The 17,196-nt window shown below is 72.7% G+C and carries 17 protein-coding genes; 5 read left to right on the forward strand and 12 right to left on the reverse strand.

Annotation, left to right across the window (positions count from 1 at the left end; translation table 11 throughout):
* Positions 1 to 244: 244 nt before the first annotated feature.
* On the forward strand, positions 245 to 1,288 hold the full coding sequence (locus ACFP1K_RS19310; protein WP_380755139.1) for a LacI family DNA-binding transcriptional regulator: 1,044 nt from the start codon (positions 245 to 247) through the stop codon (positions 1,286 to 1,288).
* 271 nt (positions 1,289 to 1,559) lie between these two features.
* On the opposite strand, the gene ACFP1K_RS19315 is transcribed toward ACFP1K_RS19310, so the two are convergent.
* The 10 genes from ACFP1K_RS19315 to ACFP1K_RS19360 all read right to left on the reverse strand — a co-directional run bounded on the left by ACFP1K_RS19315 (position 1,560) and on the right by ACFP1K_RS19360 (position 10,845).
* Positions 1,560 to 3,083, reverse strand: coding sequence for a DEAD/DEAH box helicase (locus ACFP1K_RS19315; protein WP_380755142.1), 1,524 nt, complete (start codon positions 3,081 to 3,083; stop codon positions 1,560 to 1,562).
* Between the two features lie 344 nt (positions 3,084 to 3,427).
* Positions 3,428 to 3,730, reverse strand: a complete 303-nt coding sequence (locus tag ACFP1K_RS19320) for a metal-sulfur cluster assembly factor (protein WP_380755266.1) — start codon at positions 3,728 to 3,730, stop codon at positions 3,428 to 3,430.
* A gap of 124 nt (positions 3,731 to 3,854) precedes the next feature.
* Positions 3,855 to 4,292 (reverse strand): Fe-S cluster assembly sulfur transfer protein SufU, encoded by a 438-nt coding sequence (sufU, locus tag ACFP1K_RS19325; RefSeq protein ID WP_380755144.1) that lies wholly within the window; start codon positions 4,290 to 4,292, stop codon positions 3,855 to 3,857.
* 3 nt (positions 4,293 to 4,295) lie between these two features.
* Positions 4,296 to 5,567 (reverse strand): cysteine desulfurase, encoded by a 1,272-nt coding sequence (locus ACFP1K_RS19330; RefSeq protein ID WP_380755149.1) that lies wholly within the window; start codon positions 5,565 to 5,567, stop codon positions 4,296 to 4,298.
* Complete coding sequence (gene sufC / locus ACFP1K_RS19335; protein WP_380755152.1) at positions 5,564 to 6,310, reverse strand: Fe-S cluster assembly ATPase SufC; 747 nt, start codon at positions 6,308 to 6,310, stop codon at positions 5,564 to 5,566. Before sufC ends, ACFP1K_RS19330 begins: the two co-directional genes overlap by 4 nt.
* A gap of 1 nt (position 6,311) precedes the next feature.
* A complete protein-coding gene (locus tag ACFP1K_RS19340; RefSeq protein ID WP_380755154.1) occupies positions 6,312 to 6,650 on the reverse strand; it encodes a Rieske (2Fe-2S) protein in 339 nt (112 codons plus the stop codon).
* A complete protein-coding gene (gene sufD, locus ACFP1K_RS19345) occupies positions 6,647 to 7,768 on the reverse strand; it encodes a Fe-S cluster assembly protein SufD (RefSeq protein WP_380755157.1) in 1,122 nt (373 codons plus the stop codon). Before sufD ends, ACFP1K_RS19340 begins: the two co-directional genes overlap by 4 nt.
* A 2-nt stretch (positions 7,769 to 7,770) precedes the next feature.
* Positions 7,771 to 9,159 carry a Fe-S cluster assembly protein SufB gene (gene sufB / locus ACFP1K_RS19350; RefSeq protein ID WP_380755268.1) on the reverse strand — a complete coding sequence of 463 codons (1,389 nt, stop codon included), beginning with the start codon at positions 9,157 to 9,159 and terminating at the stop codon, positions 7,771 to 7,773.
* A 20-nt stretch (positions 9,160 to 9,179) separates the two neighbouring features.
* Positions 9,180 to 9,959, reverse strand: coding sequence for a helix-turn-helix transcriptional regulator (locus ACFP1K_RS19355; RefSeq protein WP_380755159.1), 780 nt, complete (start codon positions 9,957 to 9,959; stop codon positions 9,180 to 9,182).
* Positions 9,960 to 10,095: 136 nt separating this feature from the next.
* Entirely contained in the window at positions 10,096 to 10,845 is a 750-nt protein-coding gene (locus ACFP1K_RS19360) for a VOC family protein (RefSeq protein ID WP_380755161.1), read from the reverse strand.
* A 179-nt stretch (positions 10,846 to 11,024) separates the two neighbouring features.
* Here ACFP1K_RS19360 and ACFP1K_RS19365 point away from each other — a divergent pair, with 179 nt between their 5' ends.
* The 3 genes from ACFP1K_RS19365 (at position 11,025) to ACFP1K_RS19375 (ending at position 13,864) form a co-directional block, all read left to right on the forward strand.
* Complete coding sequence (locus ACFP1K_RS19365) at positions 11,025 to 11,939, forward strand: ABC transporter ATP-binding protein (RefSeq protein ID WP_380755165.1); 915 nt, start codon at positions 11,025 to 11,027, stop codon at positions 11,937 to 11,939.
* Between the two features lie 181 nt (positions 11,940 to 12,120).
* The gene (locus tag ACFP1K_RS19370) at positions 12,121 to 12,834 is read left to right on the forward strand and encodes an ABC transporter permease (RefSeq protein WP_380755270.1); all 714 of its coding nucleotides are present in this window, start codon (positions 12,121 to 12,123) and stop codon (positions 12,832 to 12,834) included.
* A 55-nt stretch (positions 12,835 to 12,889) separates the two neighbouring features.
* Positions 12,890 to 13,864 (forward strand): EamA family transporter, encoded by a 975-nt coding sequence (locus tag ACFP1K_RS19375; protein WP_380755169.1) that lies wholly within the window; start codon positions 12,890 to 12,892, stop codon positions 13,862 to 13,864.
* Between the two features lie 50 nt (positions 13,865 to 13,914).
* Here the strand turns inward: ACFP1K_RS19375 and ACFP1K_RS19380 are convergent, their stop codons facing one another.
* Positions 13,915 to 15,828: a sensor histidine kinase gene (locus ACFP1K_RS19380; protein ID WP_380755171.1), complete on the reverse strand. Its 1,914-nt coding sequence runs from the start codon at positions 15,826 to 15,828 to the stop codon at positions 13,915 to 13,917.
* A gap of 105 nt (positions 15,829 to 15,933) precedes the next feature.
* On the opposite strand from ACFP1K_RS19380, the gene ACFP1K_RS19385 reads away from it, so the two are divergent.
* Positions 15,934 to 16,617: a response regulator gene (locus tag ACFP1K_RS19385; RefSeq protein ID WP_380755173.1), complete on the forward strand. Its 684-nt coding sequence runs from the start codon at positions 15,934 to 15,936 to the stop codon at positions 16,615 to 16,617.
* A 13-nt stretch (positions 16,618 to 16,630) separates the two neighbouring features.
* Here the strand turns inward: ACFP1K_RS19385 and ACFP1K_RS19390 are convergent, their stop codons facing one another.
* Complete coding sequence (locus tag ACFP1K_RS19390; protein WP_380755175.1) at positions 16,631 to 17,026, reverse strand: response regulator; 396 nt, start codon at positions 17,024 to 17,026, stop codon at positions 16,631 to 16,633.
* Between the last annotated feature and the right edge of the window lie 170 nt (positions 17,027 to 17,196).

Genomic DNA, 17,196 nt, shown 5'->3' on the forward strand with positions numbered 1-17,196 from the left:
AGGAGCGGGCTTCGGCATCGCACTGAACCGGATAAGTACCGTGAAAGTACGGTGGCCGTGTCGGAGATGTCAACGGCCGCATGACGTCGCCTCCGGAGCCCAGGCTATTCGCTGCTCCGGTTCAGCTCGAAGGGGCCCCGTGACACACGCCCGGTCCCGGCGCGCACGTTTCGTTCGCCGGAGGGCATAGTAAAGTACTGGCCGTCGGGGGTTGGTCTAGGCCTGTTCACTTGAGGGGGGCTCAGTGAAGCGACCGACGATCGCCGACATCGCCCGGCAGGCCGGCGTCTCCAAAGGCGCCGTGTCGTACGCGCTCAACGGCCAGCCGGGGGTGTCCGCGTCCACCCGCGCCCGCATCGTCGCCATCGCCGAGGAGATCGGCTGGCGGCCCAACAGCGCCGCGCGGGCGCTCAACGGCGCCCGCGCCGACACCGTGGGCCTGGCGCTGTGCCGGCCCGCCCGGTTCCTCGGCGTGGAACCGTTCTTCATGGAGCTGATCAGCGGCATCGAGAGCGAGCTTTCCGCCCGGTCGTACGCCCTGATGCTCCAGGTGGTCCCCGACCACGACGAGGAGATGGCGGTGTACAACCGCTGGTGGGGCGAGGGGCGCATCGACGGGGCCATTCTCGTCGACCTCTACTTCGCCGACCCGCGGGTCCCGGTGATGGAGACGCTCGGCATGCCGGTGGTGGCGCTCGGCCACCCGTCGGAGGCGGGGGCGCTGCTGCCGGTGTGGTCCGACGACGGGCTGGCGGTGCGGGAGGCGGTGGCCTATCTCACCGCGCTCGGCCACCGGCGGATCGCCCGCGTCGCGGGGCTGCCCCGGCTGGCGCACACGCTGCTGCGGGACCGGGCGTTCGGCGCGGTCTGCGCGGAGCTGGAGATCACCGAGGCGATCACGGTGCACACCGACTACACCGGCGAGGAGGGGGCCCGGGCCACCCGGCGCCTGCTCAGCCGTTCGCCGCGCCCCACCGCGCTGATCTACGACAACGACATCATGGCCGTGGCCGGCCTGTCGGTCGCCCAGGAGATGGGCCTTGCGGTCCCCGGCGACCTGTCCGTCGTCGCCTGGGACGACTCCCCGCTCTCCCAGGTGGTACGCCCGCCGCTCACCGCCCTCACCCGGGACATCGCCGCCTACGGCGCCCAGGCCGCCCGCCGCCTCCTCGCCCTCATCGGCGGCGAGGAGGTGACCGGCTACGAGGACAGGGCCGCCCGCCTCACCCCCCGGGCCAGCACCGGCCCCCCTCCGAGCCCCGTACCCGCCCAGGCACCGCCCTCCTGACTCACCGGCCACCCTGGTCCTGTCGCGGGCCCGCTCCGGCGCCGCCTTCCCGACTCACCGGCCACCCTGGTCCTGTCGCGGGCCCGCTCCGGCGCCGCCTTCCCGACTCACCGGGCGCCCTCGTCCTGTCACGGCCCGCTCCGGCGCGGCCACCCCGACCTCACCAGGTCCCGGACCCGCTCCCGGCCCCGCGCGGCGGGGGACGTCCCCCGGACATGCGACAGGCCCGGCCGATGATCGGCCGGGCCTGTCGTGTTCCGCTGTTTACTGCTCAGTGGCCGGTGCGGGGACCGCCGGAGCGGTCGGCGGGGCCGGAGCGGCCGCGGAAGCCGCGGCCGGACGGGGAGCCGCCGCGGGCGCCGCGGGCGTCACGGGCCGGGCGCTCGCCGCGCGGGCCGCCGCCGGAGCGGCGGTCGTCGGAGGAGCCCTCACGGCCGTCCTCGCGGGAACGGTCGTGGAAGCGGCGCGGACGCCGGCCGCCGTGACCGCCGCCCTCGCGGCGCGGACGCTCGGACGCCGGGGTCGCCGGCTCCCACACCGGGACCGCCACGCCGCTCGGCGCCTGAGCGCCCGCCAGCTCGGCGAGGCTCGGGTGGCCCGGGGTGGCCCTGAGGCGGTTCGGGCGCACGCCGGCGCGGCGGGTCATCGACTCGGCCGAGCGGCGCTCGTTGGGGAGCACCAGGGTCATCACGGTGCCGCGCTCGCCCGCCCGCGCCGTACGGCCGCCGCGGTGCAGGTAGCTCTTGTGGTCCATGGGCGGGTCCACGTGCAGGACCAGGCTGACGTCGTCCACGTGGATGCCGCGCGCGGCGACGTCGGTGCACACCAGCACGCCGATGGCGCCCTCGCGGAACTCGGAGAGGATGCGGGAACGCTGGTTCTGCCGCTTGCCGCCGTGCAGGCCGCCGGCCCGCACACCGACCCGGGCGAGCTGCTTGACCAGGCGGTCCACCCCGTGCTGGGTGCGGACGAACATGATCGTGCGGCCCTCGCGGCCGGCGATCTCCGCGGTGACGGCGAACTTGTCGTCCCGGGTGACCTGGAGCATGTGGTGCTCCATGGTGTCGACCGAGGAGGTGGCCGGGTCCAGCGAGTGGGTCACCGGCGCGTCCAGGAAGCGCCGGACGAGCTTGTCGACGTCGCCGTCCAGGGTGGCGGAGAACAGCAGGCGCTGGCCGTCCGCGGGGGTGCGCTCCAGCAGGGCGCTCACCACCGGGAAGAAGCCGAGGTCGCACATGTGGTCGGCCTCGTCGATCACGGTGATCCGGACCTCGGAGAGCGAGCACTCGCCCTGCTGCACCAGGTCCGTGAGGCGGCCCGGGGTGGCCACGACGATCTCGACGCCGCGCCGCAGCGCCTCGATCTGGCGGCCCATCGACATGCCGCCGACGACGGTCTTGATCCGCAGGCTCAGCCCGCGGCCGAGCGGCTCCAGCGCGTCGGTGACCTGCATGGCCAGCTCGCGGGTGGGAACCAGGATCACGGCGAGCGGCCGGTGCGGCGCCGCCTTCACGCCCGCGATCCGCGTGAGAGTGGGCAGTCCGAACGCCAGGGTCTTGCCCGACCCCGTCTGCCCCCGGCCGAGCACGTCCTTACCCGAGAGGATGTCCGGGATGGTGGCCCGCTGGATGGGGAACGGACTGTCGATGCCCTGCCGCGCGAGCGCGGACACCAGGGGCTTGGGCAGCCCCAGCAGGGCGAACTCCGGCGGCCCCGCGGGCGCGGCCGGTACCGCCTCGTCCTGCTGAGCGCCGGTGGGCGCGTCGGCGGGCATGGCGGCATTGAAGCTGGTCACGTTGTGTCGTGCCTTTCGATAGAAGAGATCATGGCACGTCACTTCTCGAAAAGGACGAGCCGGTGTAGTGCGGCCCATGCCGCACCTAGGGGAACAGAGCGCCGGGCGGTTCGTGATCATCTGACAACACGCGAACACCGCCCGCAGTAAAGCGCATGCCGAGTCTACCCGACTCCGGCTCCCCCACGATCAGCGGCCACCCCTCACGCCTTGTTTCCGAGGGGCCGGCCCCGCGAACACGCGCCCCTCTCACCCGCCCCAGCAGGCCGTTTCCCGCAAGGGAACGATTTCGAAAGTCACTCAGAGTGGTGCTCGCCCGGGGCGGGCGGAGGGGGTGAGGCGGGTCAGACGTTGAAGCCGAGCATGCGCAGCTGGTCCCGGCCGTCGTCGGTGATCTTGTCCGGGCCCCACGGGGGCAGCCAGACCCAGTTGATCTTGACGTCGGAGACCATGCCGTCGAGGGCGGTGTGGGCCTGTTCCTCGATCACGTCGGTGAGGGGGCAGGCCGCGCTGGTCAGGGTCATGTCAAGGGTGGCCACGGGGGCCGCGCCGGGCTCGCCGGGGTCGAGGTTGACGCCGTAGATCAGGCCGAGGTCCACGACGTTGACGCCGAGCTCGGGGTCGACGACGTCCTTGAGGGCCTCCATCACGTCGTCGAGGGTCGTATCACCGTCGAAGCCGACGGGGGTCTCCACAGGCTTGCTCACGCCGCCACCTCCTTGAACATCGCCGCTACACGGGCCAGGGTACCGCCGGGAAGGCGGACGGCGCTCATGCGGAACTCCGGACCAGTGCGTCCTTGTAGGCCATCCAGGCCAGGAGCGCGCACTTGACCCTGGCGGGGTACTTGGCGACGCCGGCGAAGGCGACGGCGTCCCCGAGGACGTCCTCGTCGGGCTCCACCTGGCCGCGCCCCTGCATGAGGCGGGTGAACTCGTCCACGATCGCCAGGGTGTCCTCGACGGTCGCGCCGGTGGCCAGCTCGTGCAGGACCGACGCGGCGGCCTGGCTGATCGAGCAGCCCTGGCCGTCGTAGGAGACGTCCTCGACCTTGCCGCCATCGCCCAGCTTCACCCGCATGGTCACCTCGTCACCGCACGTCGGGTTGACGTGGTGAACCTCGGCGTCGTAGGGCTCGCGCAGACCGCGGCCAAGCGGGTGCTTGTAATGCTCCAGGATCAGCTCCTGGTACAGCGACTCGGCGATCATGTCTTATCCGAACACCTTCTGGACGTGGTGGAGACCGCGGACCAGGGCGTCGATCTCGTCCGTGGTGTTGTACAGGTAAATAGACGCCCGCGTGGTCGCGGGTATTCCGAACCGCAGGTGGAGCGGCCGGGCACAGTGATGCCCGACACGGACGGCGATGCCGAACCGGTCGTCCAGGATCTGCCCAACATCGTGCGGGTGCACACCGGGGATGGTGAACGACAGGGTGCCGCCGCGCTCCTCGGCGTTCCGCGGCCCGATGATCCGCAGCCCGGGGAACTCCTGGAGCGCCTCAAGACCGTACACCGTCAGGTCGTGCTCGTGCCGCTGGATCTGGTCCATGCCGATCGACGTGAGGTAGTCGACGGCGGCGCCGAGGCCCACGGCCTCGACGATCGGCGGGGTGCCCGCCTCGAACTTGTGCGGCACCGGGGCGTAGGTCGAGTGGTCCATCCAGACCGCCTCGATCATCTCGCCGCCGCCGAGGAACGGAGGCATGGCCTCCAGCAGCTCCTGGCGGCCCCACAGCACGCCGATGCCGGAAGGCCCGACCATCTTGTGCCCGGTGAACGCCACGAAGTCCACGCCGAGCGCGGCCACGTCGACGCGGCGGTGCGGCACCGACTGGGAGGCGTCCAGCATCATCAGCGCGCCGACCTGGCGCACCCGGGCCAGCACGTCGGCGACGGGGTTGACCGTGCCGAGGACGTTGGACTGGTGGACGATCGACACGATCTTGGTGCGCTCGGTGACCAGCTCATCCAGCCCGGACAGATCGAGCCGGCCCTCGTCGGTGACCGGGAACCACCGCAGCGTCGCGCCGGTGCGCTGCGCGAGCATCTGCCACGGCACGATGTTGGAGTGGTGCTCCATCTCGGAGATGACGATCTCGTCGCCGGGCCCCATGCGGAACCGCTCGTCCTGCCCGATGGGGTTGCCGAAGGCGTACGCCACGAGGTTCAGCGCCTCGGAGGCGTTCTTGGTGAACACCACCTCGTCGCGGGACGGCGCGCCGACGAAGGCCGCGATCTTGTCCCGCGCCCCCTCGTACGCCTCGGTGGACTCGCTGCCGAGGACGTGCAGGGCGCGGCCGACGTTGCCGTAGTGGAGCGCCAGGTGCTCGCGCATCGCCTCGATCACCTGGACGGGCTTCTGCGAGGAGTTGCCCGAGTCCAGGTAGATCAGCGGCCGGCCGCCGGGCAGCTCGCGGGCGAGGATCGGGAAGTCGGTCCTGATCCTCTCCACGTCGAGCACGCTCGTCGTCATGGTGGTCATGCGGACGCCTTGGTGAAGCGCTCGTAGCCCTCGGCCTCCAGCTGCTCGGCGAGCTCGGGGCCACCCTCCTCGACGATGCGCCCGGCGGAGAAGACGTGCACGAACTGGGGCTTCACGTACCGCAGGATACGGGTGTAGTGGGTGATCAGCAGCACGCCGGTCTCGCCGCTCGCGCCGAAGCGGTTGATGCCCTCGGACACCACGCGCAGCGCGTCGACGTCCAGGCCGGAGTCGGTCTCGTCCAGGATCGCGATCTTGGGCTTGAGCAGCTCCAGCTGGAGGATCTCGTGGCGCTTCTTCTCACCGCCGGAGAAGCCCTCGTTGAGGTTGCGCTGGGCGAAGGCGGCGTCGATGGCCAGCGCGTCCATGCCCTGCTTAAGCTCCTTGGTGAACACCCGCAGCTTCGGCGCCTCACCGCGCACGGCCGTCACGGCGCTGCGCAGGAAGTTGGACACCGTGACGCCGGGCACCTCCACCGGGTACTGCATGGCGAGGAAAAGGCCGGCCCTGGCGCGCTCGTCCACCGTCATCGACAGCACGTCCTCGCCGTCGAGCAGGACCGCCCCGGAGGTGATGGTGTACTTCGGGTGGCCCGCGATGGCGTAGGCGAGCGTGGACTTGCCCGAGCCGTTCGGCCCCATGATGGCGTGGGTCTCACCCGACCGGACGGTCAGGTCCACGCCGCGCAGGATCTCCTTGTCGTCGACGGAGACGTGCAGGTCGCGAATTTCCAAGCTGGACACTTTAGGACTCCCCATTTTCGGCATTCTCGGCGCTGTCGAGCGAGACGAGCACGTCGTCGCCGTCGAGCTTGACTCGGTAGACGGCGACCGGCCGCGTCGCGGGGGGGCCGGTCGGCTTGCCGGAGCGCACGTCGAAACACGAACCGTGCAGCCAGCACTCCAGCGTGTCGTCGTACACCTCGCCCTCGCTCAGCCGCACCTCGGCGTGCGAGCAGACGTCGTGCAGGGCGAAGACCTCGTCGTCCTTGCGCACCAGCGCGACCGGCATCCCCTCCACCTCGACACCGGTCACGCCGCCGTCGGGGATGTCGGAGAGAGAACAGACTTTCTGAAACGTCATCGCGCCAGCTCCGCCTCCACGGCCGCGAGCACCCGGTCCCGGATCTCCTCGACCTCGATCTTCTGGATCAGCTGGGCGAAGAAGCCCCGGATCACCAGCCGTCGCGCCTCGTCGTAGGGGATGCCCCGCGCCTGGAGGTAGAAGGTGTGCTCGTCGTCCAGCCTGCCCGAGGCCGAGGCGTGCCCGGCGCCGGCGACCTCACCGGTGAGGATCTCCAGGTTGGGCACCGAGTCGGCGCGCGCGCCGTCGGTGAGCAGGAGGTTGCGGTTGAGCTCGTAGGTGTCGGTGCCGGTGGCCTCGACGCGGATGACCACGTCGCCGATCCACACGGCGTGCGCCTCCTCGCCCTGCAGCGCGCCGCGGTAGTCGACGTTGCTGCGGCAGTCGGGGACGCTGTGGTCGACCAGCAGCCGGTGCTCGATGTGCTGGCCGGCGTCCACGAAGTACAGGCCGCTGAGGTCGGCGTCGGCGCCCCGGCCGGTGTAGGCCACCGAGGGGGCCAGGCGCACGAGGTCGCCGCCGAGGGTGACGACGAAGCTCTTGAAGGTGGCGTCCTTGCCGAGGCGGGCGTGGTGGTGGGAGACGTGCACCGCGTCGTCGGCCCAGTCCTGCAGGCTGACGATCTTCAGCGTCGCCCCGTCGCCGACCACGAACTCGACGTTGTCGGCGTACACCGCGCTGCCCTGGTGGTCCAGGACGACAACGGCCTCGGCCATCGGTTCCACGGAGATCACGATGTGGCCGTACGAGACGCCCTGCCCGTCGCCGCGCAGGGTGATCACCGTCTCGGCGGAGGCCACCACCTCCTGCGGGACCGTGATCACGGTGGCCTTCTCGAACGAGGAGTACGCCTGGGCGCTCACCCGGTCGGCGGGGACGTACGCCCGGCCGAGCCGGGGGTCGTCACGGCCGACCGTCTCGACGGTGACGTCCGGCGGAGCGGACACCTCGACCACGACATTGCCCGAGACGGCGGCCGTGCCGTCGTGCAGGCCGCGCAGCCGCGACAGCGGGGTGAACCGCCATATCTCCTCGCGCCCGCTCGGCACGGGGAAGTCGTCCAGGGAGTAGGACGACGTCCCGTGCATGGCGGACAGCGGCTTGGTGTCGAGGCCCATCGTCAGCCCACCGCCCCTTCCATCTGCAGCTCGATCAGCCGGTTGAGCTCGAGCGCGTACTCCATGGGCAGCTCGCGCGCGATGGGCTCGACGAACCCGCGCACGATCATGGCCATGGCCTCGTCCTCGTTCATGCCGCGGCTCATGAGGTAGAACAGCTGGTTCTCCGACACCTTGGAGACCGTGGCCTCGTGACCCATGGAGACGTCGTCCTCGCGGACGTCGACGTAGGGGTAGGTGTCCGAGCGGCTGATCTGGTCGATGAGCAGCGCGTCGCACTTGACGGTGGACGCCGAGCCGGCCGCGCCCTCCTCGATCTGCACGAGACCGCGGTAGGACGTGCGGCCGCCGCCCCGGGCGACCGACTTGGAGACGATCGTCGAGGAGGTCTTCGGCGCGAGGTGCACCATCTTGGCGCCGGCGTCCTGGTGCTGGCCCTCGCCGGCGAAGGCGACGCTCAGGGTCTCGCCCTTGGCGTGCTCGCCCATGAGGTAGACGGCCGGGTACTTCATGGTGACCTTGGAGCCGATGTTGCCGTCGATCCACTCCATGGTCGCGCCCTCGTAGGCGACGGCGCGCTTGGTGACCAGGTTGTAGACGTTGTTCGACCAGTTCTGGATGGTCGTGTACCGGCAGCGGGCGTTCTTCTTCACGATGATCTCGACGACCGCGCTGTGCAGCGAGTCGGACGAGTAGATCGGCGCCGTGCAGCCCTCGACGTAGTGGACGTAGGAGCCCTCGTCGACGATGATCAGCGTGCGCTCGAACTGGCCCATGTTCTCGGTGTTGATCCGGAAGTAGGCCTGGAGCGGGATGTCGACCTGGACGTTCGGCGGCACGTAGATGAACGAGCCGCCCGACCACACCGCGGAGTTCAGCGACGCGAACTTGTTGTCGCCGACCGGGATCACCGAGCCGAAGTACTCCTTGAAGAGCTCGGGGTGCTCCTTGAGACCGGTGTCGGTGTCGAGGAAGATCACGCCCTTCTCCTCGAGGTCCTCACGGATCTTGTGATAGACGACCTCGGACTCGTACTGCGCGGCCACGCCCGCGATGAGGCGCTGCTTCTCCGCCTCGGGGATGCCGAGCTTGTCGTAGGTGTTCTTGATGTCCGCCGGCAGCTCGTCCCAGGACGTGGCCTGCTTCTCGGTGGAGCGCACGAAGTATTTGATGTTGTCGAAGTCGATGCCGCTCAGGTCGGAGCCCCACGACGGCATCGGCTTCTTGCCGAACAGCCGCAGACCCTTCAACCGCAGGTCGAGCATCCACTCGGGCTCGCTCTTCAGCGCGGAGATGTTGCGGACGACGTCCTCGGACAGACCTCGCCGCGCCAAGGCACCTGCGTCATCGGCGTCGGACCAGCCGAACTTGTACTTTCCGAGGCCTTCCAGCTCCGGGCGGTCGGTGACAGTCACCTTCCGGTCTCCTTGCTCGTCTCGATCGCGTTCTGCGAAGTGGCTTCGGTCACGCCGGGGTCCCCGGTCGTGTCCACGGTGGGGTCGCGGCGCGGTCGCCGCTGGGTGTTCCGCTGTGAGGCCAGCGCGGGCGGGCTGACGTGGGTCGTGCAGACCCCGTCGCCGTGCGCGATGGTCGCGAGTCGTTGCACGGGGGTGCCGAGGAGCCGCCCGAACGCCTCGGTCTCTGCCTCGCACAGCTGCGGGAACTCCGCCGCCACATGCGCCACGGGGCAGTGGTGCTGGCACAGCTGCTCGCCGCCGGACTTGGCCTCCGACGACGACGCGGCGTAGCCGTCCGCCGTCAGGGCCTCGGCGAGGTAGCGCACCCGCTCGTCGGCGGGCACGTCGCTCAGGGCGGGCGCCAGCCGCCCGACCAGGCCGCTCATCTGGGCGCGGGCGAAGTCGGCGACGGCGCTCTCCCCGGCGCGCTCGGCCAGGAAGCGCAGCGCGCCGCCCGCGAGCCCGTCGTAGGCGTGCACGAAGGTGCCGCGTCCGCGGTCGGTGATCACGAACAGCTTGGCGGGCCGCCCGCGGCCCCGCTGGCCGCGCGGGCGCGCGACGCGAGGCTCTATCATGCCTTCGGCGAGCAGGTTGTCGAGGTGACGGCGCACGGCCGCCGGCGTGAGCCCGAGCCGCTCGCCCAGTGCGGCGGCGTTGATCGGGCCGTGTTCCAGGATCAGCCGGGCGACGCGGGCGCGCGTCCCGCGCTCCGCCCCCGCATCGGCGTTCGCCATGCCAGCCACGTTTTTCACAACATCAGTGTGCCTTAATTCCTTCCCGCACGACAACCGCTGACCGCCACCCGCGACATGGGGTTTGTCACGCAGGTAAGCCTTACCTAACCCGCAGGTGAGGGCCGGTGCCGGGAAGTCAGCGGGCCAGGACGGCGAAACGGGCGCCGAGGGGGTCGGCGAGCACGGCCCGCCGCCCGGACGGCAGGTCGCGCGGCTCGCGCAGGACCCGGCCGCCACAGCGTACGCCGAGGTCCACGGCCCGGTCGCAGTCGGGCACCCCGAAATGGACCAGCCAGTGGGCCGGGACCTCCGGGGGGACGCCCTCCTCCATGGGCCGCAGGCCCGCCGCGGCGCGCCCGTCGGCCAGCCACAGGGCACCCGGCTCGCCGTCCTGGCCGCCGCGCGTCTCCCACCCGAACACCTCGGGGTAGAACGCCATGCCCCCCACAGGGTCGCGCGTCCACAGCTCGTACCGGCAGGGCGCCCCGGGCTCGTCCACCAGCCGGGCGCCGTGGCACCGGCCCGCCTGCCACACCAGGAAACGGGCCCCCTCGGGGTCCTCGAACACCGCCATGGTGCCCTCGTCGAAGACCTGCGAGGGGCCGGTGATCACCCGGCCGCCGGCCTCCTTGACCCTGTCGGCCGCGCACTCGGCGTCCTCGGCGGCGAAATAGGTGTTCCAGGCCGACGGGCGGCCCTCGGCGAACGTCGGCCCTGCACCGGCCACCGGCATGCCCCGCCAGGTGAAGCAGGTGTATCCCTCGTCGCCGGCTTCGGCGCGCCAGCCGAACAGGGCGCCGTAGAAGGCGGCCGACGTCCCCATGTCGGGGGTCGACAGGTCCGCGTAACAGGGCAGACCTGGCCGGTAACCGGTTCGTGTGGGCATGCCGGACCTCCCCGTCCGATCGCGGGCGCCGCGAAGCACACCCTGGCACGGCCCGGCGCCCGGCGGCCCGGGGCGCCCCGGGCCCTTGGCGATAGGCGCGCGCAACCTTTACCCGCGGCCGGTCACCGGCGCCCGGCCTGAGGACGGGACCACGCGACACGGTCCCTAGACTCGTCACCATGGAGTCCCCAGCCGTCGCGCTCACCGGTCTGGTCAAGCGGTACGGCCGGATCGTCGCCGTGGACGGCCTGACCCTCAGCGCCGCGCGAGGGGCGGTCACCGCGATCCTCGGGCCCAACGGCGCGGGCAAGACCTCCACGGTCGAGATCTGCGAGGGGTTCAGGAAGGCCGACGGCGGCACCGTCCGCGTCCTCGGCCTGGACCCCGTACGCCAGGCGGCGCGGCTGCGGCCCCGGGTCGGCGTGATGCTCCAGTCGGGCGGGGTGCCGCCCGCCGCGCGCGCCGGGGAGTGGCTTCGCCTGGTCGCCCGCTTCCACGCCCACCCGCTGGACCCCGGGGCGCTGCTGTCCCGGCTGGGCCTGTCCGAGCACGCCCGCACGCCGTACCGCCGCCTGTCCGGGGGCCAGCAGCAGCGGCTGTCGCTGGCCGCCGCCGTCGTCGGTCGGCCCGAGCTGGTGTTCCTGGACGAGCCGACCGCGGGGCTGGACCCCCAGGCCCGGCACGCCTGCTGGGAGCTCGTCGGCGAGCTGCGCGCCCGCGGGGTGGCGACGGTGCTGACCACCCACCACATGGACGAGGCCGAGCGGCTGGCCGACCACGTGGTCATCATCGACCGGGGCACGGTCGTGGCGCAGGGCAGCCCGAGCTCGCTCACCGGCGCCGAGCGCCAGCTGCGCTTCCGGGCCCGGCCCGGCCTGGACCTGGACGAGCTGCTGGCCGCGCTCCCGATCGGCAGCGCCGCCAAGGAGTCGCCGAGCGGCCATTACGTCATCGAGGGCCACGTCGGCCCCGAGCTCCTCGGCACGGTCACCGCCTGGTGCGCCGCCGAGGGCGTCGCCGCCGACGACCTCAGCGTGGAGCGCCGCACCCTGGAGGACGTCTTCCTGGAACTGACCGGCCGTGAACTCCGGTGACCCGGAAGACCACCCACACGCACGCAGGGCCGTCGGGCCCCTGGAGACGCGCACGGACGGACGTCGTGACCATCGCACCCGTGCGGGCCGCCGTGGCGGGCGCGCGGGCGACAGGAAGGGGGCCGCGGTGACCGCTGCGCTCGACTTCACGCCGCGGCCGGGGGCGGCCCCGCTGCCGCGGATGGTGCTGGCACAGGCGGGGGCCGAGGTGCGGGCCGTGCTGCGCAACGGCGAGCAGCTGCTGCTCACCCTGATCATCCCGGTGCTGGTGCTGGTGGGGTTCTCCGCCGCGCCGCTGCTGGAGCTGCCCGGCAGGCGGATCGACTTCGTCGCGCCCGGGGTGCTCGCGCTCGCGATCATGTCCACCGCCTTCACCGGGCAGGCCATCGCCACCGGGTTCGAGCGCCGGTACGGCGTGCTGAAGCGCCTCGGCGCCACTCCCCTGCCGCGCGCGGGGCTGCTGCTGGCCAAGACCCTCGCCGTGCTGGCCGTGGAGGTGCTCCAGGTCGCCGTGCTGGCCGGGGTGGCGCTGGCGCTGGGGTGGCGGCCCGGCGGGAACCCCGCCTGGGCGCTGGTGCTGATCCTCGCGGGCACGGCGGCGTTCAGCGGGCTGGGCCTGCTGATGGCGGGCATCCTGCGCGCCGAGGCCACCCTGGCCGCCGCCAACCTGGTCTACCTGGTGCTGCTCGGCCTCGGCGGGGTGGTGCTCCCGGTCACCGCGTTCCCGCACGCCGTGCGCGCCGTCGTGGAGCTGCTGCCGATCACCGCGCTCACCGGCGGCCTTCGGTCGGTGCTCGCCGCCGGCGGCGGACTCCCGGCGGGCCCCCTGCTCGTCCTGCTCGCCTGGGCCGCGGTTACCCTGGCGCTGGCCGCCCGGACCTTCCGCTGGGAGTGACCCGCCGCCCGTCCCCGAGCCGCACGCCCCCGTGCGGAGAACGTGAGTGCTTCCCATGACCGCGTCCCCCCCGTCCGCGACGCCGCGCCCCCGTGCCCGCGCACGGCCCGGCGCCGCCGCCCGCACGGCGTTCGCGGCCGTGCCCGCGCCGGGGCTGGTCCTGCTCGCCATCGTGTCGGTGCAGGTCGGCGCGGGGCTGGCCAAACAGCTGTTCGGGCAGTTCACCCCGAGCGCCGTGGTGTTCCTGCGCATCGCCACCGGCGCGGTGATCCTCGCCGTGCTGGCCAGGCCGCGGCTGCGCGGGCTGGCGCGGCGCGACTTCGCCGTGGTGGGCGCGTTCGGGCTGTCGCTCGGCCTGATGAACCTCGCCTTCTACGAGGCCTTGGCGAGGCTCCCCATCGGCATCGCGGTGACCGTGGAGTTCCTCGGGCCGCTCGGCGTCGCGGTCGCCTCCTCGCGCCGCCGGCTGGACCTGCTGTGGGTGGCGCTCGCCGGGGCCGGCATCGCGCTGCTGGCGCCGTGGAGCGGCGGGGAGGTGAGCCTGCTCGGGCTGCTGTTCGCCGCGCTCGCGGGGGCCTTCTGGGCGGGGTACATCGTCATGTCGGCCACCGCGGGCAGCCGCATCCCCGGGACCGGCGGGCTGACGGCCGCCATGATCGTGGCGGCGGTGGTGATCGCGCCGTTCGGCGTCACCAGCGGCGGGGCCGATCTGCTGGAGCCGCACGTCATCCTGATCGGCGTGGGCGTCGGGCTGCTCTCCTCGGTGATCCCGTACACGCTGGAGCTGGAGGCCCTGCGCCGCATGCCCAAGCGGGTCTTCGGCATCCTGATGAGCCTGGAGCCCGCGGCGGCCGCCCTGGTCGGCCTGATCATCCTGCACGAGTTCCTGACCCTGTGGCAGTGGGCCGCCATCGCCTGCGTCGTCGTCGCCTCCGTCGGCGCCACCCGCACCCAGGACCCGCCCCGCCCGGACGGCGAGACCCCGCCCGCCCCGCACGGCATCGAGCCGGAGGCCCGGCCGGTCCCCTGACGACGGGACCGTGGACGGCGGCCCTCCCCCGGCCGCCGTGCCGAGGTCTCTCAGGTGGCGGCCTTCGCCGCGGCCGGGGGAACCGTGTGGAGGGGGATGACGGCCTCCAGGCTGGTGCCCTCGCCGGGCACGCTGCTGACGGTGAGGGTGCCGCCGGCCACCTCGACGCGGTCGCCGAGACCCGCGAGACCCGAGCCGCCCTGGGGGTCGGCGCCGCCGATGCCGTCGTCGTGGACCGACAGGCGCAGCGTGCGGCCCCGCACGGTCACGCCGATCTCGACCACCGAGGCGTGGGCGTGCTTGGCGATATTGGTGAGCGCCTCCGACACGACGTAGTAGACGGCCACCTCCACCCGCTCGTCCAGCCGGCCGCGCACGCGCAGGTCGAGCTCCACCGGCACCGCCGAGCGCCGGGCGAGCATCTTCACCGCCGGGATCAGGCCGCCGCGGGACAGGATCGCCGGGTGCAGGCCGCGGGACAGCTCCTGCAGGTCCGCCACCACGCCGGCGACGTCGTCCGCCACGTGGTCCAGCCGCACGCCGAGACCGGGCAGCTCCGGCGGCACCTCCTCCCTGGCCGCGCGCAGGCCGAGGCCCACCGCCACCAGGCGCTGCTGCGCCCCGTCGTGCAGGTCGCGCTCGATCCGCCGCCGGGTGTCGTCCGCGGCGGTCACCGCGCGGGCCCGGGAGGCGGCCAGCTGCGTCCGGGCCTGCGCGTTGGAGATCGCGGTGGCGACCAGCTCGGTGAACTCCTCCATGCGCCGCTCCACGCCCGCGGCGGGCTCGGCGTCCGTCGACAGGGTGATCGCGACGCCCCACACCCGGCCGTCCACGCTGATCGGGGTGCCGACCGCGGACCGGACCCCCCGCCGCCTGGCCCACGCGGCGATCTCCCCGCACGCGCTGTCGAACCCGGTCATCCGGGCCCGCCGCCCGGTGCGCCAGACCATCCCGGCGACGCTCGGCACGTCCGGGGAGTAGCGCCAGCCCGGCGGGATCCTGAACTCCGGGCCGCGCGCGTTCCACGACCCCACCGAGACGAGCATGCCGTCGCGGTCGTACCGGACGATCGCCGCGTGCTCCACGTCGAGGATGCGGCCCATCTCGGCCGCCACCGCGCCGAACAGCTCCTCGGGGGTGACGCCGCGCGCGACCAGCGTGGCCACCCGCCGCAGCGCGGCCTGCTCGGCCACGATGCGATGCAGATCATCCCGGCTGGCCTTCAGCGCCTCGTGGATCTCGGCCCGGTCGCACGCCGCGCCGAGCAGCGACACCAGGACCGGTACGACACGCCGTTCCAGGTGACGCAGCACCGGCTCCTCCGCCTCGCCGACGATCAGCGTGCCGAGCGCCACGCCGCCCCGGCACAGCGGCAGCGCCACCCGGCCGGGGCCCGGCTCGGCGGCGCCGGGGACGAGCGTCAGGCCGGGGAGGCCGGCCGCGCGCCCCACGTGGAGCGCCGCCGCCGCCAGGGCCTCGGGCAGGTCGCGGACGCCGAGCAGTACGCGGGACAGGCGGGTCGCCAGGTCGGCCTCGCAGCGCCGCTCGTCGGCCTCCTGGCGGCGCGCGTCCGCCTCACGGCGGCGCTTCTCGGCCTCCGCGGCGAGCGCGCGCGAGACCGACGTGATGGAGCCGGTGGTCAGCGAGACGACGAGGAAGACCAGCAGGGTCACCAGTCCCTCGCCCTGGTGGACGGCGAGGGTGCCCTGCGGCGGGAGGTTGAGGAAGTCGAAGGCCAGCGCGCTCGCCACCGCCGTCGCCGCGCCCAGGCCGAGACCCCACACGATCGAGACCGCCAGGACGCCGACCAGGTAAACTACGCCGAGAGACGCGGGATCCGCGATCGTCTCGAGCAGATGTGCCAGCAGGGCCTCAACCGCGATCAGGCAGACGGCGGTCACGACGCCGAGCGCGACCGGCGGCCGCGCCGATCGCCGGAGCAGCAGCGGCAACCAGGCACACAACCACTGACAATACTCTCGCGGATCCCCCATCCCCGGGCCGGGGCACTTCCCCGGCGGCCCCCCATCGACGACCGAGCAGGGTGGCACGGAGCGAGGCGACCAGTGATGACGGCACCGGTGGGCGACCAGGGCGCGGAGCGCCGGCTCCGCGTCGTGCTGGCCGACGACGACGTTCTGCTGCGCGAGGGCCTGGCCGGACTGCTGGAGCGGTCGGGCTTCGAGATCGCGGGCCTCGCCGGGGACGGTCCCGGGCTGATCGCCCTGACCCGCGAGCAGCGTCCCGACCTCGCGGTGGTGGACATCCGGATGCCGCCCGGGCAGGCGATGGAGGGGCTGGAGGCCGCCAAGGCGATCCGTGCCTGCTGCCCCTGGATCGGCATCCTGCTGCTGTCGGCGCACGTCGAGGTCGAGGAGGCGATGGAGCTGCTCGGCTCGGGGCCCCGGGTGGGGTACCTGCTGAAGAGCCGGGTGATGGACGTCGCCGAGTTCATGGAGAACCTGCGGCGGATCGCGCAGGGCGGCTCGGTGGTCGATCCCAGCCTGGTGCAGGAACTGGTGGCCGCCCGGCACCGGGACGACCCGCTGGACCAGCTCACCCCGCGGGAGCGGGAGGTCCTGTCGCTGATGGCCGAGGGACGCTCCAACGCGGGCATCGCCCGGCGGCTGTGGATCACCGAGGGCACCGTCGAGAAGCACGTCCGCAGCATCATGCTGCGGATGCGCCTGCCCGAGACCGGGGAGGACCACCGCCGCGTGCTCGCCGTGCTGACGTTCCTCGACTCCCGCTGACGGCTCGCCGTCCTCAGGCCGGGTCCCTGTCCGCCACGGGGCACCCGTGGCCGTTCGCGCCGCGGACGATGGAGAGGATCAGCTCGGCGCACAGGTCCGACTTGGCGACGAACGCCACGGCCGGGCTCTGCTCGACCAGGTCCGCCACGTCGCTCCCCGGCCGTGCCGAGATAAGGATCAGGCACGGGGGGCGGAGCCGGGCGGCGCGCGTCAGCCGCTCCACCAGCTCGAAGCCGTCGTACTCGCCGAGATCCACGTCGACCAGCGCGACGTCCGGGTCCAGCTCGTCGAACCGTGCCATGGCGTCCAGCCCCGACGAGACACCGACCACCGAGATCCCGCCCCGGTCCAGGACCCGGCCGGCGACCCTCAGGAAGTGATCGTTGTCATCGACGATCAGGCAACGCACGGGCACACCACCAGGCTTCCAGCTGGCGTCCCGCCGCGCATTGCAGGTAGCAGGAATACCGGGCCCAGGCTGGCGTGACCCGGGGGATGGATGCTGCCGTCGAAGACGCCGCCGCCCTCGCGGGGTCATCGTGGTGAGGAAGGTGCCTCCTCGCCTGCGAACGAGGGGGC

It is taken from the genome of Sphaerisporangium aureirubrum, assembly GCF_042658925.1.
GTDB lineage: Bacteria > Actinomycetota > Actinomycetes > Streptosporangiales > Streptosporangiaceae > Sphaerisporangium > Sphaerisporangium aureirubrum.